Consider the following 17185-nt stretch of genomic DNA (forward strand, 5'->3'; position numbering starts at 1 on the left):
CGTTTGAGTATGGTAACCTTGTTAATTTAAGCGTTGCTTGCTATCAAGTCAAGGTATTTATCAATCAGGCGCTGTTAAATCGTCGCTTCGGGCAGGTATGGCTGCGTATTTATGATAAAATCGTGCGTTTAATTTTCTTGATTTAGAGAGCAGGCAATGAGCGAAGAGATGGCGAAGGTTTATAGCCCGAGCGATATTGAACAAAAATGGTATAAACAATGGGAAAATGCGGGGTATTTTGCGCCAAATGGTGATAATACTGCAGCGCATTTTAGTATCGCCATTCCACCACCTAATGTGACCGGCTCGCTGCATATGGGCCATGCTTTTCAAGATACGATTATGGATTGTTTGATCCGTTATCACCGTATGAAGGGCGACAATACGCTATGGCAACCAGGCACAGACCATGCGGGGATCGCGACACAAATGCTGGTTGAACGTAAAGTGGCCGCTGAAGAGGGGAAAAATAAACACGATTACGGCCGTGACGCATTTATCGATAAAATTTGGGACTGGAAAGCAGAATCCGGCGGTAATATCAGTAATCAATTACGTCGCTTAGGTGCTTCTGCCGATTGGTCGCGCGAACGCTTTACCATGGATGATGGTCTTTCAGAGGCGGTTAAAGAAGTCTTCGTTCGCCTGTATAAAGAAGATTTGATTTATCGTGGTAAACGCTTGGTGAATTGGGATCCGGTATTAAAAACGGCGATTTCTGACTTGGAAGTTGAGAACAAAGAAGAGCGCGGACATATGTACCATGTGCGCTATCCGTTTGTTGATAAGGATGTGGATTTTGGTGGCGGTTATATGCATATCGCGACCACACGTCCGGAAACGATTCTCGCTGATGGTTGTTTGGCAGTGCACCCAGACGATGAGCGCTATAAAGAGGTGATCGGCAAATTGGTTCATGTGCCGATGACCGATCGTGTTATTCCGGTGGTTACTGACCCTTATCCAGATCCTGAATTTGGTACGGGCTGTGTAAAAATCACCCCGGCGCACGATTTTAACGATTACCAAGTAGGGCAGCGTCAGGACATCGAAATCATCAATCTGTTTCATGATGACGCGAGCATGAATGACAACGCCCCAGAGCGTTATCGAGGGATGGATCGCTTTGATGCACGCAAAGCGATTGTCGCTGATTTAAAAGAACACGGCTATTTAGAAAAAATTGAAGATCATACCTTGGTGCGTCCGTATGGCGATCGTAGCGGCAGCGTGATTGAACCGTATCTCACCGATCAATGGTATGTGCGTGCGAATGTGTTGGCCAAGCCCGCGATAGAAGCGGTAGAAAATGGCGACATCCGTTTTGTGCCCAAACAATACGAAAATATGTATTTTGCCTGGATGCGCGATATTCAAGATTGGTGTATCTCGCGCCAGTTATGGTGGGGGCACCGAATTCCGGCGTGGTATGACGAGTCGGGTGCCGTTTATGTCGGTCGTGATGAGGCGGAAGTGCGCCGTGAGCATCAGCTTGATGATGCCATCGTCCTGCGTCAGGATGATGATGTACTCGATACGTGGTTTAGCTCGGCGCTGTGGACGTTCTCAACCCTCGGTTGGCCAGAACAAACCCCAGAGCTTAAAACCTTCCATCCAACCTCCACCCTGGTGACCGGTTTTGACATCATTTTCTTCTGGGTCGCGCGGATGATCATGCTCACCCTGCACTTTGTTAAAGATGAAGATGAAACGCCGCAAGTGCCGTTTAAGGATGTGTATGTCACCGGGCTGATTCGTGACGAACACGGCGCGAAAATGTCAAAATCCAAAGGTAATGTGCTCGATCCGCTCGATATGATCGATGGTATTGATTTGGAAAGTCTGGTCGCGAAACGCACTGCGAATATGATGAACCCGAAGATTGCCGCGCAAATCGAGAAAAACACCCGCGAAACCTTCCCTGAAGGGATTGCCCCACATGGTACAGATGCGTTGCGTTTTACCCTGGCTGCACTCGCCTCCACTGGGCGCGACATTAACTGGGATATGCACCGTTTAGAAGGTTATCGCAATTTCTGTAACAAAATCTGGAATGCAGCACGCTTTGTGTTGATGAAAACCGAAGATTACCAACACGGTAGCGAAGTAACTTATAGCGCATTTGATGGTTGGATCGAGGCGCAATTTGATGAAGCTGCGCGTAAAGTCAACCAGGCAATTGACAGTTATCGCTTTGATATCGCAGCAAAAGCCATTTATGAATTTATCTGGAATGAGTATTGTGACTGGTATTTAGAACTCACTAAACCAATCTTAAACGGCGATGATCCGGCACAAATCGCTGGCACACAGCGCACCTTGTTATCCGTGCTCGAAAAATCGCTGCGCTTAATTCATCCGTTTATGCCGTTTATCAGTGAAGAAATCTGGCAGACGATTAAGGGTAAATTAGTGATCGATACGCCGAGCATTATGATTGCTGATTATCCGCAACCTGAAAACCATAGCCAGCAGGATGCAGTGATCGCGACCGAATGGGTGTGTGCAGTACTCAGTGGGGTACGTAAAATCCGCAGCGAAATGGATATTGCACCAAGCAAACCGATTCCTGTGTTGGTTGAGCATGCGAGCGTTCAGGACCAACAGTATTTGGCTGAATTTAGCGCGATGATCAAAAAGCTTGGTAAATTAGAGGGCTTTGAGGTGCTTGAAGGTGAGGCGCCTGAATCAGCGATCGCGCTGATTGGTGAGATGAAGCTGCATATTCCATTGGCAGGCTTGATTGATAAAGATGCCGAACTTGCTCGCTTAGATAAGGCGATAGCTAAATTACAACAAAGCATTGATCGCCTAAATGGTCAGCTCAGTAACGAAAAGTTCGTGAACAATGCGCCAGCTGAACTGGTGGCTAAATCTCAAGAACAGGTTACTGAGCAGCAAAATGAGATGAAAGAACTGCGCGCACAGCAAGAAAAAATCAGTCGTTTATAAATGAAGCAGGATGTGCCTTATTCACTGCTTGCTTATCAAGCAGAAGATGCTAAAGATGTGATCGCGTTGTTTCGCGCGGCGGTTTTAGCTGTGGATGAGGCGCTTTATCCCTTAGCACAAAAAGAGGCGTGGGCGAGTCGCGCCACGCCTGAAGAGTGGGCGGATAGACTGAATGCGCAGTATGTATGGCTAGCGAAAACGGCTGAGAACTTATTGGGATTTTGTGCACTAAATGTCTCAGGGTCGTATATCGATTTTCTTTATGTCCATCCTAAGGCGCAAGGTCAGGGGATTGGTGGAATGATGCTAGCGCATATGTTGGATGAAGCGGCACGTATTGGCGCTGATGAAGTGCGCGCGCGAGCATCTTTGGCGTCATTTCCGCTATTTTTACGTTATGGCTTTTCTGATGATGGCGCGGATGTGCGCGAACGTAATGGTTTATTGCTGCCGTTTCATTATGTGAGTAAGGCGTTAAAGCCAACAAAGTGAACGCCCTCAAGATGTGAGGGCGTTGTTAATTTATTTCCAGCTATCGCGCAGGGCAACGGTACGGTTAAATACCAGATGTGAAGTATCACTATCGGGGTCGATCGCATAATAACCTTGACGTTCAAACTGATAAACGGTGCCCACTTCCTCACGCGCTGCCGGCTCAACTTTTGCTGAATGCAACGTCTCTAAAGAGTCGGTGTTTAAGGTATCGATAAAGTGTTCGGCAGCCATCGGGTTGGCTTGATTGAACAACAAACCGTATTGACGGATTTCAGCGTCTAGTGCGTGCGCCGCACTGACCCAATGAATGACGCCATTGGGTTTATAACCTTCTGGGTTTTTACCTAAGGTGTCGGGATCATGGCTACATTTGAGCTCGATTACCTTGCCTTGATCATCACGGATTACCTCATCACAGGTAATCACATAACTGCCACGTAAACGCACCGCCTGACCTTGGGCTAAGCGTTTCCACTTGCGCGGTGGCTCGTCGCTGTAATCGTCTTGCTCAATATAAAGGGTGTTGCCAAACGGCACCTCACGTGTACCTAAATTCGGGTTTTGCGGATGATTGGGTAAGCTTAAGGTTTGTTCGTACGACGGATCTAAGGTGGTGATGGTGACTTTTAGTGGCTGCAACACCGCCATGCGTCGTGTGGCGTGTTGGTTAAGATCATCACGAATAATGCTCTCAAAATGGCTCATTGCCACTGTTCCATCGGATTTACTGATCCCGATGCTACGACAGAACTCACGCAGTGCGCGCGGGGTGATGCCGCGACGACGCATACCGACAATCGTTGGCATACGCGGATCATCCCAGCCATCAACGTGTCCTTCTTGAACCAACTGAATCAGGCGGCGTTTAGAAAGCACCGTGTATTCAAGGTTCAGACGTGAAAATTCGATTTGCTGCGGGTGACAGGGCGTTTCTAAAGCGTCTAACACCCAATCATAGAGTGGGCGGTTGTTTTCAAACTCCAGGGTACACAAGGAATGAGTGATGCCTTCGATCATATCGGATAGACAATGGGTATAGTCGTACATCGGATAGACTTTCCATTGATCACCAGCATGGAAATGCGCATGGTGACGAATACGATAAATCACCGGATCACGCAGGTTGATATTTGGCGAAGTCATATCGATTTTGGCGCGCAAAACATGCGCTCCATCATCGTAGTCACCGGCAACCATAGCGTCAAAAATCTCACGATTCTCCGTGACACTGCGCTCACGATACGGGCTATTAATGCCAGGTTCGGTTAAGGTGCCGCGTTGTTCACGAATGGTTTCACCGTCTTGAGAATCCACATAAGCTAAACCTTTATCAATTAGCTGATACGCAAAATCGAGTAGCTGCGGAAAATAGTCTGAGGCATGGTGTGCATCTTTCCACGTAAAGCCAAGCCATTTAACATCTTGCTTGATCGCATCCATATATTCTGCGTCTTCTTTTTCGGGGTTGGTGTCATCAAAACGCAGGTTGCAATATCCGTTGAAAGTTTCTGCCATACCAAAGTTCAGGCAAATCGATTTAACGTGTCCTAAATGCAGGTAACCATTTGGTTCTGGAGGAAAACGCGTAATCACGTTGCCACTGTTTTTGCCGTTGGCGACGTCTTCGGTAATGATGTTTTTAATAAAGTTTGCCGCTGCCGGAGTTTCGCTCATGGTGTTTCTTCTCTGTGCCAATGCTAAAATGGGCTATTCTAGCAGATTTTAAGAGGACACATTATGCGGCAAATGATGGGAATTGGCGTGTTTGGCGTATTGCTGATTGCCGGCTGTGGTGGCGGTGGGGTAACACAAACCGCTGCACCGGGACATTTTGCCCAAGGTGATGACCGTTTTGCCAATGAAACTCAGCCTGCGCAAGCTTTACAAGCCGATGCCTGTGCGCTACTCGAAGCCCGTCCGCACTGGCGCGAAGCGCTAAGAACCGCGCAGCAAAATTGGCAGATTGAACCTTGGTATGTGCTGGCGTTTATGCATCAGGAATCGCGTTTCAATCCTACTGCGATGAGTAGCTCGCGCGCCTATGGCCTGCCGCAGGCTAAGGATGGGACATGGCAGTGGTATGAAGATAAACGTGGGCGGGCAAACAGCTCACGTGAGCGTTTTGACGATTCAGTTGATTTTATCGGCTGGTATGCCCATCAAAATGTTGCGCGTAATGGCGTACCGCTTAATGATGTGCGCAATCAATATTTAGCCTATCACGAAGGCTTGGGCGGGTTCGAACAAGCCTCATTTATTGGTAAACCCTGGCTGCTGAGTGTGACCGATAAAGTGGTCGACCGCGCAATGCTTTATCAGGCGCAGTTATTTGAATGTCCACTATAAAACCTTGGCCAGAAGCGCAGGCGGAGATTGTTGCTGCGCTGCGAATTGGGTCCGTCATTGCGTATCCGACCGAGGCGGTTTATGGGCTTGGTGGTGATGCGGCAAATGCTAAGGTCATTGATGGGGTTTTACGGCTAAAAAAAGGGCGTGATCCGGGTAAGGGCGTTGTGCTCGTGGTGGGTCATTGGCAACAAGCCGCGGAGTGGGTTTCGGGGATTGACGATCAGGCTTGGCAGACAATGCAGATTGCCAGCCAGCAACGCGCGACCACGTTTATTTTGCCACCTTCAGTGCGTGTGCCTACAAAACTGATGCATCGTGAAGGGGGATTGCGATTCGCCAATCGCGCCATCCGCTGGTTAAAGCGTTATGCGCTGAGCTGGGTCGACCATTGATCGCGACATCAGCGAATTTACCGGGAGAACCGGCGCTTATGAATGCGCAAGCTGTGCAAGCACTTTTCCCGGATATTTTGGTGGTGGACGGACCGCTTGGTGGTGAGGCGCGGCCCAGTCGAATTATCGATTGGCGTAGTGGTTCTGTGCTGCGTGATTAGCGGTTTGGGTGTTAATAAGTAGCGCGTATAAGCGGTATTGTTGATGCATTAAAGAACAAATTTCAGGATGTTTAGGTGGTGCTTGAGCGTTACCTGAACAACCATTAAGATAAAACAATGAAATGGAGTGGTTATGAAAATTGGTATTCTTGGCGGCGGCCAGCTTGGGCGAATGTTCTTGCAAGAAGCCGCAAATTACCCACATTCGGTGGCGATTCTTGATCCAACGCTGGATGCGCCCGCAGCTGCGTTAACCGATGATTTTTATTGCGGCGATTTTAATGATGAAGCGACGGTGCTTGCTTTCGGCGAAGAGCAAGACGTTATCGGCATCGAGATTGAGCACGTGAGCGTGGCCGCACTGAAACAACTCAGAGAAGCCGGTAAAAGGGTGATTCCTGAACCACGTGTTCTTGAGATGATTCAAGATAAAGGCAAACAAAAACAGTTTTATGCTGATCATAAGCTCGCCACAACCGATTTTTATCTGATCAAAGGGCGCGATGAAGTTGATTTAGAGAAAATCGCTCTGCCTTTTGTACAAAAGCTCCGTACCGGCGGCTACGATGGTCGTGGTGTGCAAGTGATCCGTGATGAACAGGAATTAGATAATCTGTGGGATGAGCCCTCAGTAATTGAAGCGATGTGTCCGATAGCGAAAGAAATTGCGGTGCTGGTTGCTACGGACGGCTCTGGTGATTTGGTGTGTTATCCGATCCTTGAGATGGTGTTTAATCCTGAACTCAATTTAGTCGATGTGGTGAAAACGCCGGCAAGATTATCGTCTTCAGTTGAGGCGCATGCGGTCGCACTTGCCGAAGATGCGGTGCTTGCGATGGCCTCAGCGGGGATTTTTGCTGTTGAGCTGTTTGTCGATCAAGAGGGTGAGGTGTTGATTAATGAAATTGCCCCACGAGTGCACAACAGCGCGCATTTAACCATTGAAGCGTGTCCAAGCTCACAGTTTGATCAGATGTGGCGCATCTTAGCCAAACAACCACTAGGAACAGTGCAGTTATACCGTCCGGCGGCGATGGTGAATTTGATCGGCGCTGAAGGACATGAAGGTGAGGCGGTATTGCCGCATTTAGAAAAGTTGCTCGCACTCGATGAGGTTTCTGTGCATTGGTATGGCAAATCAGTGACGCGCCCTGGGCGAAAAATGGGGCACGTAACCATTCTTGCCGCTTCTGATGAGGCGCTTAACCGCAAAATTGATAAAGTAAAACAGTATGCAGAGGTGATTGCTCGTGGCTAAAATTGGCATTGTGATGGGGAGTGATAGTGATCTACGGGTCATGGATGAGGCGGTGACGGTTTGTCGGCAATTTGGCGTAGATTATGAAGTGACAATCGTCTCAGCACACCGTACTCCTGAGCGCTTACTCGATTATGGACGCAGTGCTGCTGAACGTGGCCTATCTGTGATCATAGCAGGGGCTGGAGGCGCTGCGCATTTGCCAGGCATGCTCGCTTCCCTAACCCCACTGCCAGTGATTGGGGTGCCGATTCACTCGAGTAATTCGATCGATGGTTGGGATTCTGTACTCTCTATTTTACAAATGCCTGGTGGTGTGCCGGTGGCAACTGTGGCACTCGACGGGGCGAAAAATGCGGGTTTGTTGGCACTGCGTATCTTAGGGGTCAGTAATGATGAACTGCAAAAACGCATGTGTGCGTATCAAGATGAAATGAAACAGGCTGTGTTAGAAAAAGCCAGTGCATTACAGAATGATTATCCGTGCGCTTATTAACCAGTTCTTAAAACAGTTGGGGTAATAATCATGAAATTGAACATGACAAAAATGAGCTTGGCTGCATTATCGGGGTTATTGGTGGCTTGTGGCGGGGCTGGTAATGCCTATCTCACACAAACAGGCGATAGTGTTGTGACGTTTCCTGCGCAAGTAAGCGTTGAAGGGAAAAAATTTATGCATGCGTATGCGAATTCCTCCCTCGTGATTCAAAACAGCGGCCGAGATTTAACTGGTAATCCCGCCCCTGAGAAGGATAATTTAGTGATGCATCTGCCTGATCAGGATCAGGTATTCGTTGAATATACTGCCAATAATGAAACGGTTGATCAATGGTCAGAGTTATTGACCATCACAGTCGCTGTGTTTGCTAATACCGAGACGCCTCCTCTTGAGCGACTCAAGCAGGCATTAGCTGCACAAAAACCAAAAGGGTTGGTTTCTTCTGATGTGTCGATCAACCAGGCGCAGCAAAGCATAGAAGTGGCTTGGATTTTTGCCCCAGATGAAGCGACACCATCTTATGAAGTCAACAGCCAAGTCTTTTACCCAACCCCCTCATGTGGTGGTTATGTTTCGCTGGCTTATGCCAAAAAACTCGCTGCTGGTTCGAATGAGGCAACTGTTAAGGCTGCATCAGAAGAAGCCACGCGCATTGTGCAAAACCTGGATATCAAACAACCAGCGATTTGCAACCATCCTTAAAAAATGAGCTTTCAAGCAGATAGTGGCTTGATAACTTAGGCATAATGAAAGCTCAGGTTCTGCGCAATGTCCGGATGAAGGCTTTGCGCAACTGGGCAGGCGTGCGCTACCGCTTCTAATCGCTTACGGGTGGCCTCTGGATAATCGTGATTAATATAAAAGGCAATATCAACGGCGCTGATTCGTCGTGGGTTAGCCGACATGGTTTTGGTGACTTCAGCGCGAACGTCGCTAAACTCGATCCCCATCGACGCTGCTTTTAGTCCCATAATGGTCAGCATACAGCCGCCTAGGGCGCTGGCAACTAAATCGGTTGGCGAAAACGCCGCACCTTGACCACCATTATCAGTCGGTGCATCGGTACTGATCGTGGTATCACTTTGCAGATGGGTCATATCGGTGTGCAGATTGCCGGTGTAGTGAATAACGGCCGTTGTCATCATAGGTCTCCTAAAAAATGGGTGTTATCGGGATTAAGTCTAGCAAAGTGCGTCAGGATTGTCTTTCATCAGCTGGTGATGACTAGGATCATTCAGGCAATAAAAAAGCGCCCGAAGACGCTTTTTTACAGAAATTTGGTTTTCTGTTAACTCAATTAAGGGCTGAGACTTATTTGAGCTGTGAAGTGCGGAATGCGCGGTTGATTTTCTCAGCGTTCTGAGAAGCCAACTCATAAGCTGCTTGAGCATTTTGATCTGCTTGAACAGCTGCTGCACGTGCTTCTTCAACAGCAACTTTAAGATCAGCGATGTCAGAGCTAGACGCGCCAGAGCTAGCACAGCCAGCAAAAGTCAGGGCAGCTGCAGAAACAGCAATGATTTTGAATGATTTCTTCATGCGATACTCCTTAATCAGTTCGTTGTTGGGGAAATCAACATCGATTCTACACGCTTTTTGAGTCACGTTGCAAATCGGTGACGAATTTGTCATGAACATAGGGGGCGACTAGTCCACCCAAATCGCCGCCGAGTCTTGCTACCTCGCGCACCATGGTTGATGAGATAAACGATAAGTGCTCAGAAGGGGTCAAGAAAATGGTTTCAATATCCGCTGCAAGATGACGATTCATCGCGGCTAATTGCATCTCGTATTCATAATCTGAGACCGCACGCAAACCGCGAATAATCATCTTCGCACCGACTTCGCGACATGTTTCAATCAGTAACCCAGAAAAAGCCATCACCCGTACATCAGCATCAAGCGCTAAGCTGTTGATAACGTTTTTTGCCATATCGGTACGTTCATCGAGGTTAAATAGCGTTTTTTTATGATGCCCAGTTGCCACACAGACATAGAGCACATCACATAAACGCGTCGCGCGACGAATGATGTCTTGATGACCGACTGTGATTGGGTCAAAAGTGCCGGGGTAGATCGCAATACGTTCAATCATCAGCGTTATCCGTGCGTTTAATTAAGCCAAAATACAGTGAGCCCGCACGCTGCTTTCTATGCCAGTTAAAGCCTTGGGGTAAATCGAGAGAATCAGGGCGTTCAGGCAGCTCGATGTAGATCATGCCATGAGGTTTCAACCACGCCGGATGACTGAATTGGTTCAGTGCTTGTTGGTGCAGGTTATCAGCAAAAGGAGGGTCAATAAAAATCACATCATAGGGTGTGCGAGGCTGAGCAAGCGTCAATACATCAGCAGTTTGTGCTCGCGCATGGGATTCATGCCAGCTTTGCAGTAATTCGTTAATTTGCGTGATGTTCTCAGCGTCCTTATCGACAAAGACCGCACTCGCGGCTCCGCGCGATAAGCTCTCTAAGCCCATTGCGCCACTGCCGGCAAATGCGTCAAGCACGTGCGCGCCCGGTAAATCAAATTGTAGCCAGTTAAAGGTGGTTTCGCGGACTCGATCCGGTGACGGCCGTAAACCAGGGCGATCTAAGACAGGAATCTTTCGCCCACGATGTTTGCCGGCAATGATCCGTACGCTATGGTTGTGTTGACGTTGTTTACTCATGAGGTTTACCGTTTTTCTTTTAGCATGGTGCATGATTGGCGCAATAAGCTATCGGTGGTTGCAAAGTCAATACAGCCATCGGTAATCGACACGCCATAGCGCAGGGCTGAGAGATCTTTACCCAGACTCTGGCTGCCGGCGTTTATGTGGCTTTCCAGCATCATGCCGATGATGTCATCGTTACCTTCTATGATTTGATAAATGCAATCTTTAAACACTAAGGGTTGGCGCTGCGGATCTTTGCTTGAGTTCGCATGCGAACAATCGATCATTAAGTTGGTGGCGATGTTGTGTTCTTTCAAGCGCTCGGTGCAGATGGCCACATTCACCGTATCATAATTGGGCCCACTGCGTCCGCCACGCAGCACCACATGCCCATAAGCATTGCCTTTACTGCGAGTGATTGCGGTAACACCTTCAGCGTCAATCCCTAAGAAACTATGAGGTTGCGCAGCGGATTGGATCGCGTTAATCGCCACATCCAGCGAGCCATCGGTGCTGTTTTTAAAGCCCACCGGGGTGGATAGGCCGCTCGACATCTCACGGTGGGTTTGCGATTCAGCTGTGCGTGCACCAATAGCCGTCCAACTGACTAAATCACCAAGGTATTGTGGGGAAACCGGATCAAGCGCTTCTGTACCAATCGGTAACCCTATTTCGTTGATTTTGATCATTAGCTCGCGTGCAATATGTAAGCCTTTTTCGATGTCAAACGTATCGTTCAAATCCGGGTCATTGATTAAGCCTTTCCAGCCAACAGTGGTACGGGGTTTTTCAAAATACACCCGCATGACGATATAGAGCTGATCAGCAACAGCGTCCGCTAAGGTTTTTAATTGCTGCGCGTAGTCGATAGCTGCATCCACATCATGAATCGAGCAAGGACCAACAACCACGAGTTTACGTGGGTCTTTACGGTCTAAGATATTTTTAACCGTTTCGCGGCCTTGAAGAATCGTGGCTTTTGCAGCCTCTGTTACCGGGTGACGGCGAATTAAATCCAAAGGACTTAAAAGACGGCTTTGTTCAGCAATATTGAGATTGCTGAGTTCGTTATGATTGGGAATGGTCATGATCTATTTTAAGCTTAAAGATGCTTAGTCTAGGGTAAATTGCTGCGATTGCAAACCCTCGAAGAAGAATTGTTCGCTATATCAGCGACGCTTAGCTTAATCAGCGATCAGCGTAATCTCTGTACGGGTAAACTGATCAATAATTAACTCATAATCATCACGGCGGCATTCAAGGATATAGCGGCAAGGCATATCCATTTTCTGGTCAATGATGCGCATCTGCCAGTGTTCAACGCTCTGCATTAATTCATTAACGGCTTGGTAGGGGAGACTAACGCTAAAGGTTGTTTTTGGGATGATTTGGCTGAGGTACGCTTGTTCTAGCGCTTCAAGACTGGCTTGTTTATAAGCCCGAATCAAACCGGGTGCGCCAAGTAATGTGCCGCCAAAATAGCGAACCACCACGATTAAGCAATCACTCACATCAAAGCTCAACAATTGATTATAGATCGGTAGTCCGGCAGTTCCTGAAGGCTCGCCATCATCATTAGCGCGGTATTCCTCACCTTCCGGGCCCAGGCGCCAGGCATAACAATGGTGGCGCGCTTTATGATGCTCTTGGCGTAGCGCCTCAATGTGTGCCTCAATCGCCGCTACAGAGCCAACAGGCTCTGCATAGGCGATGAATTTACTGCCTTTAACAGTGATTTCTGCGCTGACAGCACGTTTGATTCGCTGACAATAGGCCATAAATTGAGGTTAATTGGCGACGTTTAAGCAATAAATTTGATTGAGCGTATTGTTGTTGTCGATCGAGACGTCCAAATCGACCAAACGCCCATTATGTACCCCATAAATCAAACCGTGGATAAACAGAGTTTGTCCCTGCGACCATGCGCGCTGGACGGTGTTCGATTTACACACATTAAGCACTTGCTTCATCACATTGAGTTCGCACAGGCGGTCAATTTCTTGTTGTTTATCCATTAAATGAAATTCGCGTGACGATTCGACATAGGTATCTTTGATCGCGCTCAACCAGTTATTCATCATCCCGAAATCTTCCATCGATAATGCCGCTTTAATCGCACCACAATCATAATGACCTCCGACGATAATATCCTTAACTTTCAGCTGCTCAACCGCAAATTGAATAACGCTCTGGCAGTTAATATCCATCGAATGGACCAGGTTGCCGATATTGCGGTGAACAAAAACCTCACCCGGTAATAATCCCATCACTTCATTGGCCGGGATACGGCTATCAGAACAGCCGATCCACAAGTATTGTGGGGCTTGCTGAGTGCTGAGTTGTTCAAAGATTCCTGGGTTGTCTTGGGCGAATCGCTTCGCCCAAGCTTCGTTGCTATCAAGTAACTTCTGAATGTGTTGTTTTTTCATGCCTGTCTGTTAATCACTTATATCATCACGAAAGGTTGCTTGCTTCATCTTAGTCCGCAAAATTGGGCCAATAATCATCGGTAGGATCAAGCCGGCAATCGCGACAATCCACAAACCAATCGCGAGTGGACTCTGCCAGAGAATCAGCCAATTGCCATCAGAGATCATCAATGAATGGCGCAGCGAGGTTTCTAAATCTGGGCCAAGCAACATGCCTAAAATAATCGGTACCACGGGGACACCCAGCTTGCGCATAAAATAGCCAAAGACACCAAAACCGATCATCAAATAAATATCCATCAGACTATGACTGATCGAATAGATCCCAAGGATCGCAATGATGGTGACGAGCGGCATCAAATAGCGCGGCGGAATGCTGAGGATTTTAACAAAAAATCCGATCATCGGGATGTTGAGTACAAGCAGCATCACGTTACCGATAAATAACGCGGCGATGATTGTCCATACTAAATCAGCATTTTGCTGGAATAGCATCGGTCCTGGGGTGATGTTGAGAGAAACCAGCATTGCGAGTAATACAGCGGTTGTTCCACTGCCAGGTACGCCAAGAGTCAGCATCGGCACTAAAGCGCCGTTAGCGGCAGCGTTATTACCAGCCTCTGGGGCGGCAACTCCACGAGGATCGCCGGTACCAAAATGACCTTTTTTGCCCAATACCTTTTTCTCTAAGGTGTAACTGATGAAGCTCCCTAAGGACGCACCAGCGCCCGGTAATACACCGGCCAAAAAGCCGAGGAATGAGCCGCGTAACGAGGTGGGCAAAATATGAACCACTTCTTTAAAAGAGAAGCGTAATTTATTGACCTTGATCATGTCTTTGCTGCTGTTGTTATGCGCTTCGATGAACATCAATAATTCACTGATCGCAAACATTCCAACCAACACGACAATAAAATCAATCCCTTCATAAAGCTCAAGAATATCAAAAGTATAGCGTGGTGTGCTGGTGTTTTTATCGATACCAATGGTTGCAATCATCAACCCAAGCGCTGTGGCGATCAAAGTCTTGGCCAAGCTTTGGCTGGTAATCCCGCCTAGGGCAGCAAACGCCAATACATAAAGCGCGACATACTCAGGAGAGCCAAACTGTAGCGCGGCTTTTGCCAGCAGTGGGGCGAGCATAACCAACCCGATGGTAGCAATTAAACTGCCAATAAATGAGGCGACCGCAGAAAGCATCAGTGCTTCTGCTGCCTTGCCCTGTTTGGCCATTGGGTAACCATCGAGTGTGGTCATGAGCGCCGGCTCGTCGCCGGGAATGTTGAGCAAGATACTCGAAATACGCCCGCCATACATCGCACCGGCATAAACGGAGGTTAATAACACAAGAGACTCTGCCGGATTCAGGCCAAGACTAAACACCAACGGGATGAGGATCGCGACCCCGTTTGCTGGGCCTAAGCCCGGTAGGGCACCAATCAAAGTCCCTAAAATACAGCCAATGAGTGCGAATAAGAGCGTTTGCCAGGTCAGTGCGTTAACAAAGCCATCCATCAATAAGCTAAAACTGTTCATAAAATCGCTCCCAACCAACCCGCTGGCAGGGCAAGCTCTAGACCATAGTTAAACAAGACATATAGTGCAACGCTGTAACTCACAGAAATCACTAAGGCGCGTAGAGGTTGTGCGCCCATCATGAAGCTGACAAACCAGCAAAAAGCGATTGAAGATAAGATAAATCCAGCTTCTTCAAGCAGCAATGCAAACGCGATCAGCGCAATAACAATAACAATGAGTTCAAGCCAGGTTTTGCCTTTAGGCCAGATTTGTCCTTGCTGCGGTTTGACAATGAGTGTGAGGCCGGATAGCCCTAAAATGATGCTAAGAATTGTGGGAAAGGTTTCAGAACCAATGACTTCTGCCAGTCCAAAGGGTTCTTCAAATTGTTGCGCACCATAACCATAAGCTATGGCTAATACCACCACCGCAATCCCTAAGATGCGATCGGCAATGGTATGAGCTGAGGTTTCTTCAGTCATAATCGTTCCAGTTTTAGACGCCATGTCAGACCATGGCAAAATGCGGCGGCTCTTAAAACGGCACAGTCGTTACGTATTATGCCGTTTTAAGAGGATCAAGAGCGTGTTTATTCTTTGATGATCCCTAAATCAACTGAGATATCGTGAATATCTTGGATTTGTTTGCTGACATACGCATCAAATTCAGCACCGGTTTTGGTGAACGTCATCAAGCCGTTTTGCTGCATGACTTCGTGCCAAGCATCGGTTTCACTAAGTTCGTCCAGCGTGTTCACCCACCAGTCGTAGGTGGCTTGATCGACATTACCGGGTAAGTAGAACCCGCGCCAGTTAGGGGCGATGGTGTCAATGCCTTGTTCAGCTGCGGTAGGGATCTGATCAAAGGGTGCTTCGAGGCGTTCTTCGGAAAGAACGGCCAATATTTTTAAATCGCCAGAATCAATAAACCCTTTAATTTCTGAAACATCACCACTAAAACCATCTAAGTGGCCACCGATCACCTGGGTGATCGCTTCTGCACCGTTATTGAACGACAGATATGGGATGCTAACCAAATCTTCAACCCCAGCATCACTAGCGGTTAATAAAACTTTCAAATGATCCCAGCCACCACGTGCGCTGCCGCCAGAAAATTTAACGTCGCGAGGATTCGCTTTAACCGCGTCCATAAGATCATTGAGTGAGTTGTATGGTGAGTCTTTACCGACAGCAATAACGCCATAATCAGCGCCTAATGAACCAACCCATTTCACCATGCCCGCATCCATGCCGCGGAATTGTTTTTGTGCCAAACGGCTTGTGGTTGCCGTAGAAGCAGCGATGAAGAGCCCGTTATCATCAGCACGCTTTGACACCACATGGGCAAAGGCAACACCGCCGCCAGCCCCCGCCATATTCACGGTTTGGATGTTCTGATTAACATAGCCTTCTTCACGTAGTAATTTGCTCACGCTACGACAGGTGAAATCCCAGCCACCACCTGGATCAGCGGGGGCAATACATTCTTTTATTTGTGGGGCATCAGCGGCAAACACTGACGTACTCATTGTCGCAAGCGCTAAAGTGCACAAGATTTTGTTCATTATAGGATTCCTTATATTCAGACCTTTGAGGCAAGCCATAACACTATGGCACCGCATTTATTGTTAAGGATAGGATAAAGCTTGTCAAGGTTAATTATCTCAAGCTGTAGGAATAAGCCTGCGTCTATTATGGGTGGTGAATAGTAGGGTGTTTTTGTGGTGTTAGCGGTTTGAGAAAGAGCTGTTGGCGAAGCCTGTGATGATTAATCGCATAACCAACAAAACCACTCAGACCTAATAGGGTTGTAGCGATTAACACTTGCAGTCCCTCACTCACGAGTGATTGGGTAGCCGCGATACTGAGAATGAACAACACAAGCGGTAAGCCATAAGTTAAAAAACTTGCGCGGTTGAGCGCTGTGCTCGGTAATTCGAGCAGGGCATGGTCGCCAATATTAAGCGGTGGTGTGGTTTGGGCAAGACGTATGGCATGACGCTGACGAAAAAAACCACGAAACCACGGTCTCCCGCCACAACCTTCACCCGCTTGGCATTTTGGACAATCTTCGATTTCATTCGACGGCATCACGCTAACCCACTGATCGTCAACAGCGCTGATGGTGACTTCAATTTGTGACATCTGTGCCTCGACGAATCAGCTGCTGCGCGCGCTTAAGCACACTTTCGGCTTTTGCTTTAGCATAGGCTTCATCGCCAGATTTAAGCGCCTGGCGTGCGGCGCGTAAATCGGTTTTACTTTGTGCTAGTTCGGCACAAATTGGCTGAGGTGCTTTTGTTTGTTCGCAAGTGATGTCTTGGTATCGGTCTTGTGCGCTGGTTAAGGCGGCTTGTGCATCGCTGATTTGTTGGAATGCAGAAGGATGACTCACGCAAGCGGTGAGAAGCAATGCTGCGCTACTACTGATGATTAAAAAAACTGTGTGATTTTTGTTCATACCCTTTATGATACTCTG

At 47.9% G+C, this 17185-nt stretch carries 21 protein-coding genes; 8 read left to right on the plus strand and 13 right to left on the minus strand.

Going from position 1 to position 17185, the window contains the following annotated elements:
* Positions 1 to 168: 168 nt before the first annotated feature.
* Together L0B52_RS00985 and L0B52_RS00990 are read left to right on the plus strand one after the other, a co-directional pair.
* Positions 169 to 2952: a valine--tRNA ligase gene (locus L0B52_RS00985; protein ID WP_311195345.1), complete on the plus strand. Its 2784-nt coding sequence runs from the start codon at positions 169 to 171 to the stop codon at positions 2950 to 2952.
* A gap of 12 nt (positions 2953 to 2964) precedes the next feature.
* Complete coding sequence (locus L0B52_RS00990) at positions 2965 to 3444, plus strand: GNAT family N-acetyltransferase (RefSeq protein ID WP_235064677.1); 480 nt, start codon at positions 2965 to 2967, stop codon at positions 3442 to 3444.
* Between the two features lie 30 nt (positions 3445 to 3474).
* Here the strand turns inward: L0B52_RS00990 and L0B52_RS00995 are convergent, their stop codons facing one another.
* Complete coding sequence (locus tag L0B52_RS00995) at positions 3475 to 5121, minus strand: glutamine--tRNA ligase/YqeY domain fusion protein (RefSeq protein WP_235064678.1); 1647 nt, start codon at positions 5119 to 5121, stop codon at positions 3475 to 3477.
* A 63-nt stretch (positions 5122 to 5184) separates the two neighbouring features.
* Here L0B52_RS00995 and L0B52_RS01000 point away from each other — a divergent pair, with 63 nt between their 5' ends.
* The 6 genes from L0B52_RS01000 (at position 5185) to L0B52_RS01020 (ending at position 8808) form a co-directional block, all read left to right on the plus strand.
* Positions 5185 to 5793 carry a transglycosylase SLT domain-containing protein gene (locus L0B52_RS01000; RefSeq protein WP_235064679.1) on the plus strand — a complete coding sequence of 203 codons (609 nt, stop codon included), beginning with the start codon at positions 5185 to 5187 and terminating at the stop codon, positions 5791 to 5793.
* Positions 5781 to 6188 (plus strand): L-threonylcarbamoyladenylate synthase, encoded by a 408-nt coding sequence (locus L0B52_RS01005; RefSeq protein WP_260088704.1) that lies wholly within the window; start codon positions 5781 to 5783, stop codon positions 6186 to 6188. The genes L0B52_RS01000 and L0B52_RS01005 overlap by 13 nt, the downstream gene beginning before the upstream one ends.
* Complete coding sequence (locus L0B52_RS09600; RefSeq protein ID WP_260088714.1) at positions 6173 to 6349, plus strand: Sua5/YciO/YrdC/YwlC family protein; 177 nt, start codon at positions 6173 to 6175, stop codon at positions 6347 to 6349. Before L0B52_RS01005 ends, L0B52_RS09600 begins: the two co-directional genes overlap by 16 nt.
* Positions 6350 to 6482: 133 nt before the next feature.
* A complete protein-coding gene (locus L0B52_RS01010; RefSeq protein WP_235064680.1) occupies positions 6483 to 7607 on the plus strand; it encodes a 5-(carboxyamino)imidazole ribonucleotide synthase in 1125 nt (374 codons plus the stop codon).
* Positions 7600 to 8103 carry a 5-(carboxyamino)imidazole ribonucleotide mutase gene (purE, locus tag L0B52_RS01015; RefSeq protein WP_235064681.1) on the plus strand — a complete coding sequence of 168 codons (504 nt, stop codon included), beginning with the start codon at positions 7600 to 7602 and terminating at the stop codon, positions 8101 to 8103. The genes L0B52_RS01010 and purE overlap by 8 nt, the downstream gene beginning before the upstream one ends.
* Positions 8104 to 8145: 42 nt before the next feature.
* Positions 8146 to 8808, plus strand: coding sequence for a hypothetical protein (locus tag L0B52_RS01020; RefSeq protein WP_235064682.1), 663 nt, complete (start codon positions 8146 to 8148; stop codon positions 8806 to 8808).
* A gap of 35 nt (positions 8809 to 8843) precedes the next feature.
* Here L0B52_RS01020 and L0B52_RS01025 read toward each other — a convergent pair whose 3' ends face one another.
* The 12 genes from L0B52_RS01025 to L0B52_RS01080 all read right to left on the minus strand — a co-directional run bounded on the left by L0B52_RS01025 (position 8844) and on the right by L0B52_RS01080 (position 17167).
* The gene (locus tag L0B52_RS01025) at positions 8844 to 9251 is read right to left on the minus strand and encodes an OsmC family protein (protein WP_235064683.1); all 408 of its coding nucleotides are present in this window, start codon (positions 9249 to 9251) and stop codon (positions 8844 to 8846) included.
* Positions 9252 to 9417: 166 nt separating this feature from the next.
* On the minus strand, positions 9418 to 9645 hold the full coding sequence (locus tag L0B52_RS01030) for a hypothetical protein (RefSeq protein ID WP_235064684.1): 228 nt from the start codon (positions 9643 to 9645) through the stop codon (positions 9418 to 9420).
* Positions 9646 to 9691: 46 nt separating this feature from the next.
* Positions 9692 to 10201, minus strand: coding sequence for a pantetheine-phosphate adenylyltransferase (gene coaD, locus L0B52_RS01035; protein ID WP_235064685.1), 510 nt, complete (start codon positions 10199 to 10201; stop codon positions 9692 to 9694).
* Positions 10194 to 10775, minus strand: a complete 582-nt coding sequence (gene rsmD / locus L0B52_RS01040; RefSeq protein ID WP_235064686.1) for a 16S rRNA (guanine(966)-N(2))-methyltransferase RsmD — start codon at positions 10773 to 10775, stop codon at positions 10194 to 10196. Before rsmD ends, coaD begins: the two co-directional genes overlap by 8 nt.
* 5 nt (positions 10776 to 10780) lie before the next feature.
* Positions 10781 to 11848, minus strand: coding sequence for a 3-deoxy-7-phosphoheptulonate synthase (locus tag L0B52_RS01045; RefSeq protein ID WP_235064687.1), 1068 nt, complete (start codon positions 11846 to 11848; stop codon positions 10781 to 10783).
* 96 nt (positions 11849 to 11944) lie between these two features.
* The gene (locus tag L0B52_RS01050) at positions 11945 to 12538 is read right to left on the minus strand and encodes a YigZ family protein (protein WP_235064688.1); all 594 of its coding nucleotides are present in this window, start codon (positions 12536 to 12538) and stop codon (positions 11945 to 11947) included.
* A 9-nt stretch (positions 12539 to 12547) separates the two neighbouring features.
* Positions 12548 to 13189: a carbonic anhydrase gene (locus L0B52_RS01055; protein ID WP_235064689.1), complete on the minus strand. Its 642-nt coding sequence runs from the start codon at positions 13187 to 13189 to the stop codon at positions 12548 to 12550.
* 9 nt (positions 13190 to 13198) lie between these two features.
* Positions 13199 to 14725, minus strand: a complete 1527-nt coding sequence (locus tag L0B52_RS01060; protein WP_235064690.1) for a tripartite tricarboxylate transporter permease — start codon at positions 14723 to 14725, stop codon at positions 13199 to 13201.
* On the minus strand, positions 14722 to 15189 hold the full coding sequence (locus L0B52_RS01065; protein WP_235064691.1) for a tripartite tricarboxylate transporter TctB family protein: 468 nt from the start codon (positions 15187 to 15189) through the stop codon (positions 14722 to 14724). Before L0B52_RS01065 ends, L0B52_RS01060 begins: the two co-directional genes overlap by 4 nt.
* A gap of 107 nt (positions 15190 to 15296) precedes the next feature.
* Positions 15297 to 16271 (minus strand): tripartite tricarboxylate transporter substrate binding protein, encoded by a 975-nt coding sequence (locus tag L0B52_RS01070; protein WP_235064692.1) that lies wholly within the window; start codon positions 16269 to 16271, stop codon positions 15297 to 15299.
* A gap of 127 nt (positions 16272 to 16398) precedes the next feature.
* A complete protein-coding gene (locus L0B52_RS01075) occupies positions 16399 to 16851 on the minus strand; it encodes a SoxR reducing system RseC family protein (protein ID WP_235064693.1) in 453 nt (150 codons plus the stop codon).
* Positions 16838 to 17167 carry a hypothetical protein gene (locus L0B52_RS01080; protein WP_235064694.1) on the minus strand — a complete coding sequence of 110 codons (330 nt, stop codon included), beginning with the start codon at positions 17165 to 17167 and terminating at the stop codon, positions 16838 to 16840. The genes L0B52_RS01075 and L0B52_RS01080 overlap by 14 nt, the downstream gene beginning before the upstream one ends.
* Between the last annotated feature and the right edge of the window lie 18 nt (positions 17168 to 17185).

The sequence above is a fragment of the Suttonella sp. R2A3 genome, assembly GCF_021513215.1.
Lineage (GTDB): Bacteria > Pseudomonadota > Gammaproteobacteria > Cardiobacteriales > Cardiobacteriaceae > JAHUUI01.

Excerpts from the sequence above, each read along its gene's own strand:
- L0B52_RS01025 (WP_235064683.1), bottom strand. The coding sequence starts at position 9,251 with ATGATGACAACGGCCGTTATTCACTACACCGGCAATCTGCACACCGAT.
- L0B52_RS01050 (WP_235064688.1), bottom strand. The coding sequence starts at position 12,538 with ATGGCCTATTGTCAGCGAATCAAACGTGCTGTCAGCGCAGAAATCACT.
- L0B52_RS01060 (WP_235064690.1), bottom strand. The coding sequence starts at position 14,725 with ATGAACAGTTTTAGCTTATTGATGGATGGCTTTGTTAACGCACTGACC.
- L0B52_RS01045 (WP_235064687.1), bottom strand. The coding sequence starts at position 11,848 with ATGACCATTCCCAATCATAACGAACTCAGCAATCTCAATATTGCTGAA.
- L0B52_RS01080 (WP_235064694.1), bottom strand. The coding sequence starts at position 17,167 with ATGAACAAAAATCACACAGTTTTTTTAATCATCAGTAGTAGCGCAGCA.
- L0B52_RS01010 (WP_235064680.1), top strand. The coding sequence starts at position 6,483 with ATGAAAATTGGTATTCTTGGCGGCGGCCAGCTTGGGCGAATGTTCTTG.
- L0B52_RS01075 (WP_235064693.1), bottom strand. The coding sequence starts at position 16,851 with ATGTCACAAATTGAAGTCACCATCAGCGCTGTTGACGATCAGTGGGTT.
- L0B52_RS01000 (WP_235064679.1), top strand. The coding sequence starts at position 5,185 with ATGCGGCAAATGATGGGAATTGGCGTGTTTGGCGTATTGCTGATTGCC.
- coaD (WP_235064685.1), bottom strand. The coding sequence starts at position 10,201 with ATGATTGAACGTATTGCGATCTACCCCGGCACTTTTGACCCAATCACA.
- L0B52_RS01005 (WP_260088704.1), top strand. The coding sequence starts at position 5,781 with ATGTCCACTATAAAACCTTGGCCAGAAGCGCAGGCGGAGATTGTTGCT.
- L0B52_RS00985 (WP_311195345.1), top strand. The coding sequence starts at position 169 with ATGGCGAAGGTTTATAGCCCGAGCGATATTGAACAAAAATGGTATAAA.
- L0B52_RS01055 (WP_235064689.1), bottom strand. The coding sequence starts at position 13,189 with ATGAAAAAACAACACATTCAGAAGTTACTTGATAGCAACGAAGCTTGG.
- L0B52_RS01030 (WP_235064684.1), bottom strand. The coding sequence starts at position 9,645 with ATGAAGAAATCATTCAAAATCATTGCTGTTTCTGCAGCTGCCCTGACT.
- L0B52_RS00995 (WP_235064678.1), bottom strand. The coding sequence starts at position 5,121 with ATGAGCGAAACTCCGGCAGCGGCAAACTTTATTAAAAACATCATTACC.
- L0B52_RS01065 (WP_235064691.1), bottom strand. The coding sequence starts at position 15,189 with ATGACTGAAGAAACCTCAGCTCATACCATTGCCGATCGCATCTTAGGG.
- L0B52_RS01020 (WP_235064682.1), top strand. The coding sequence starts at position 8,146 with ATGACAAAAATGAGCTTGGCTGCATTATCGGGGTTATTGGTGGCTTGT.
- L0B52_RS01070 (WP_235064692.1), bottom strand. The coding sequence starts at position 16,271 with ATGAACAAAATCTTGTGCACTTTAGCGCTTGCGACAATGAGTACGTCA.
- rsmD (WP_235064686.1), bottom strand. The coding sequence starts at position 10,775 with ATGAGTAAACAACGTCAACACAACCATAGCGTACGGATCATTGCCGGC.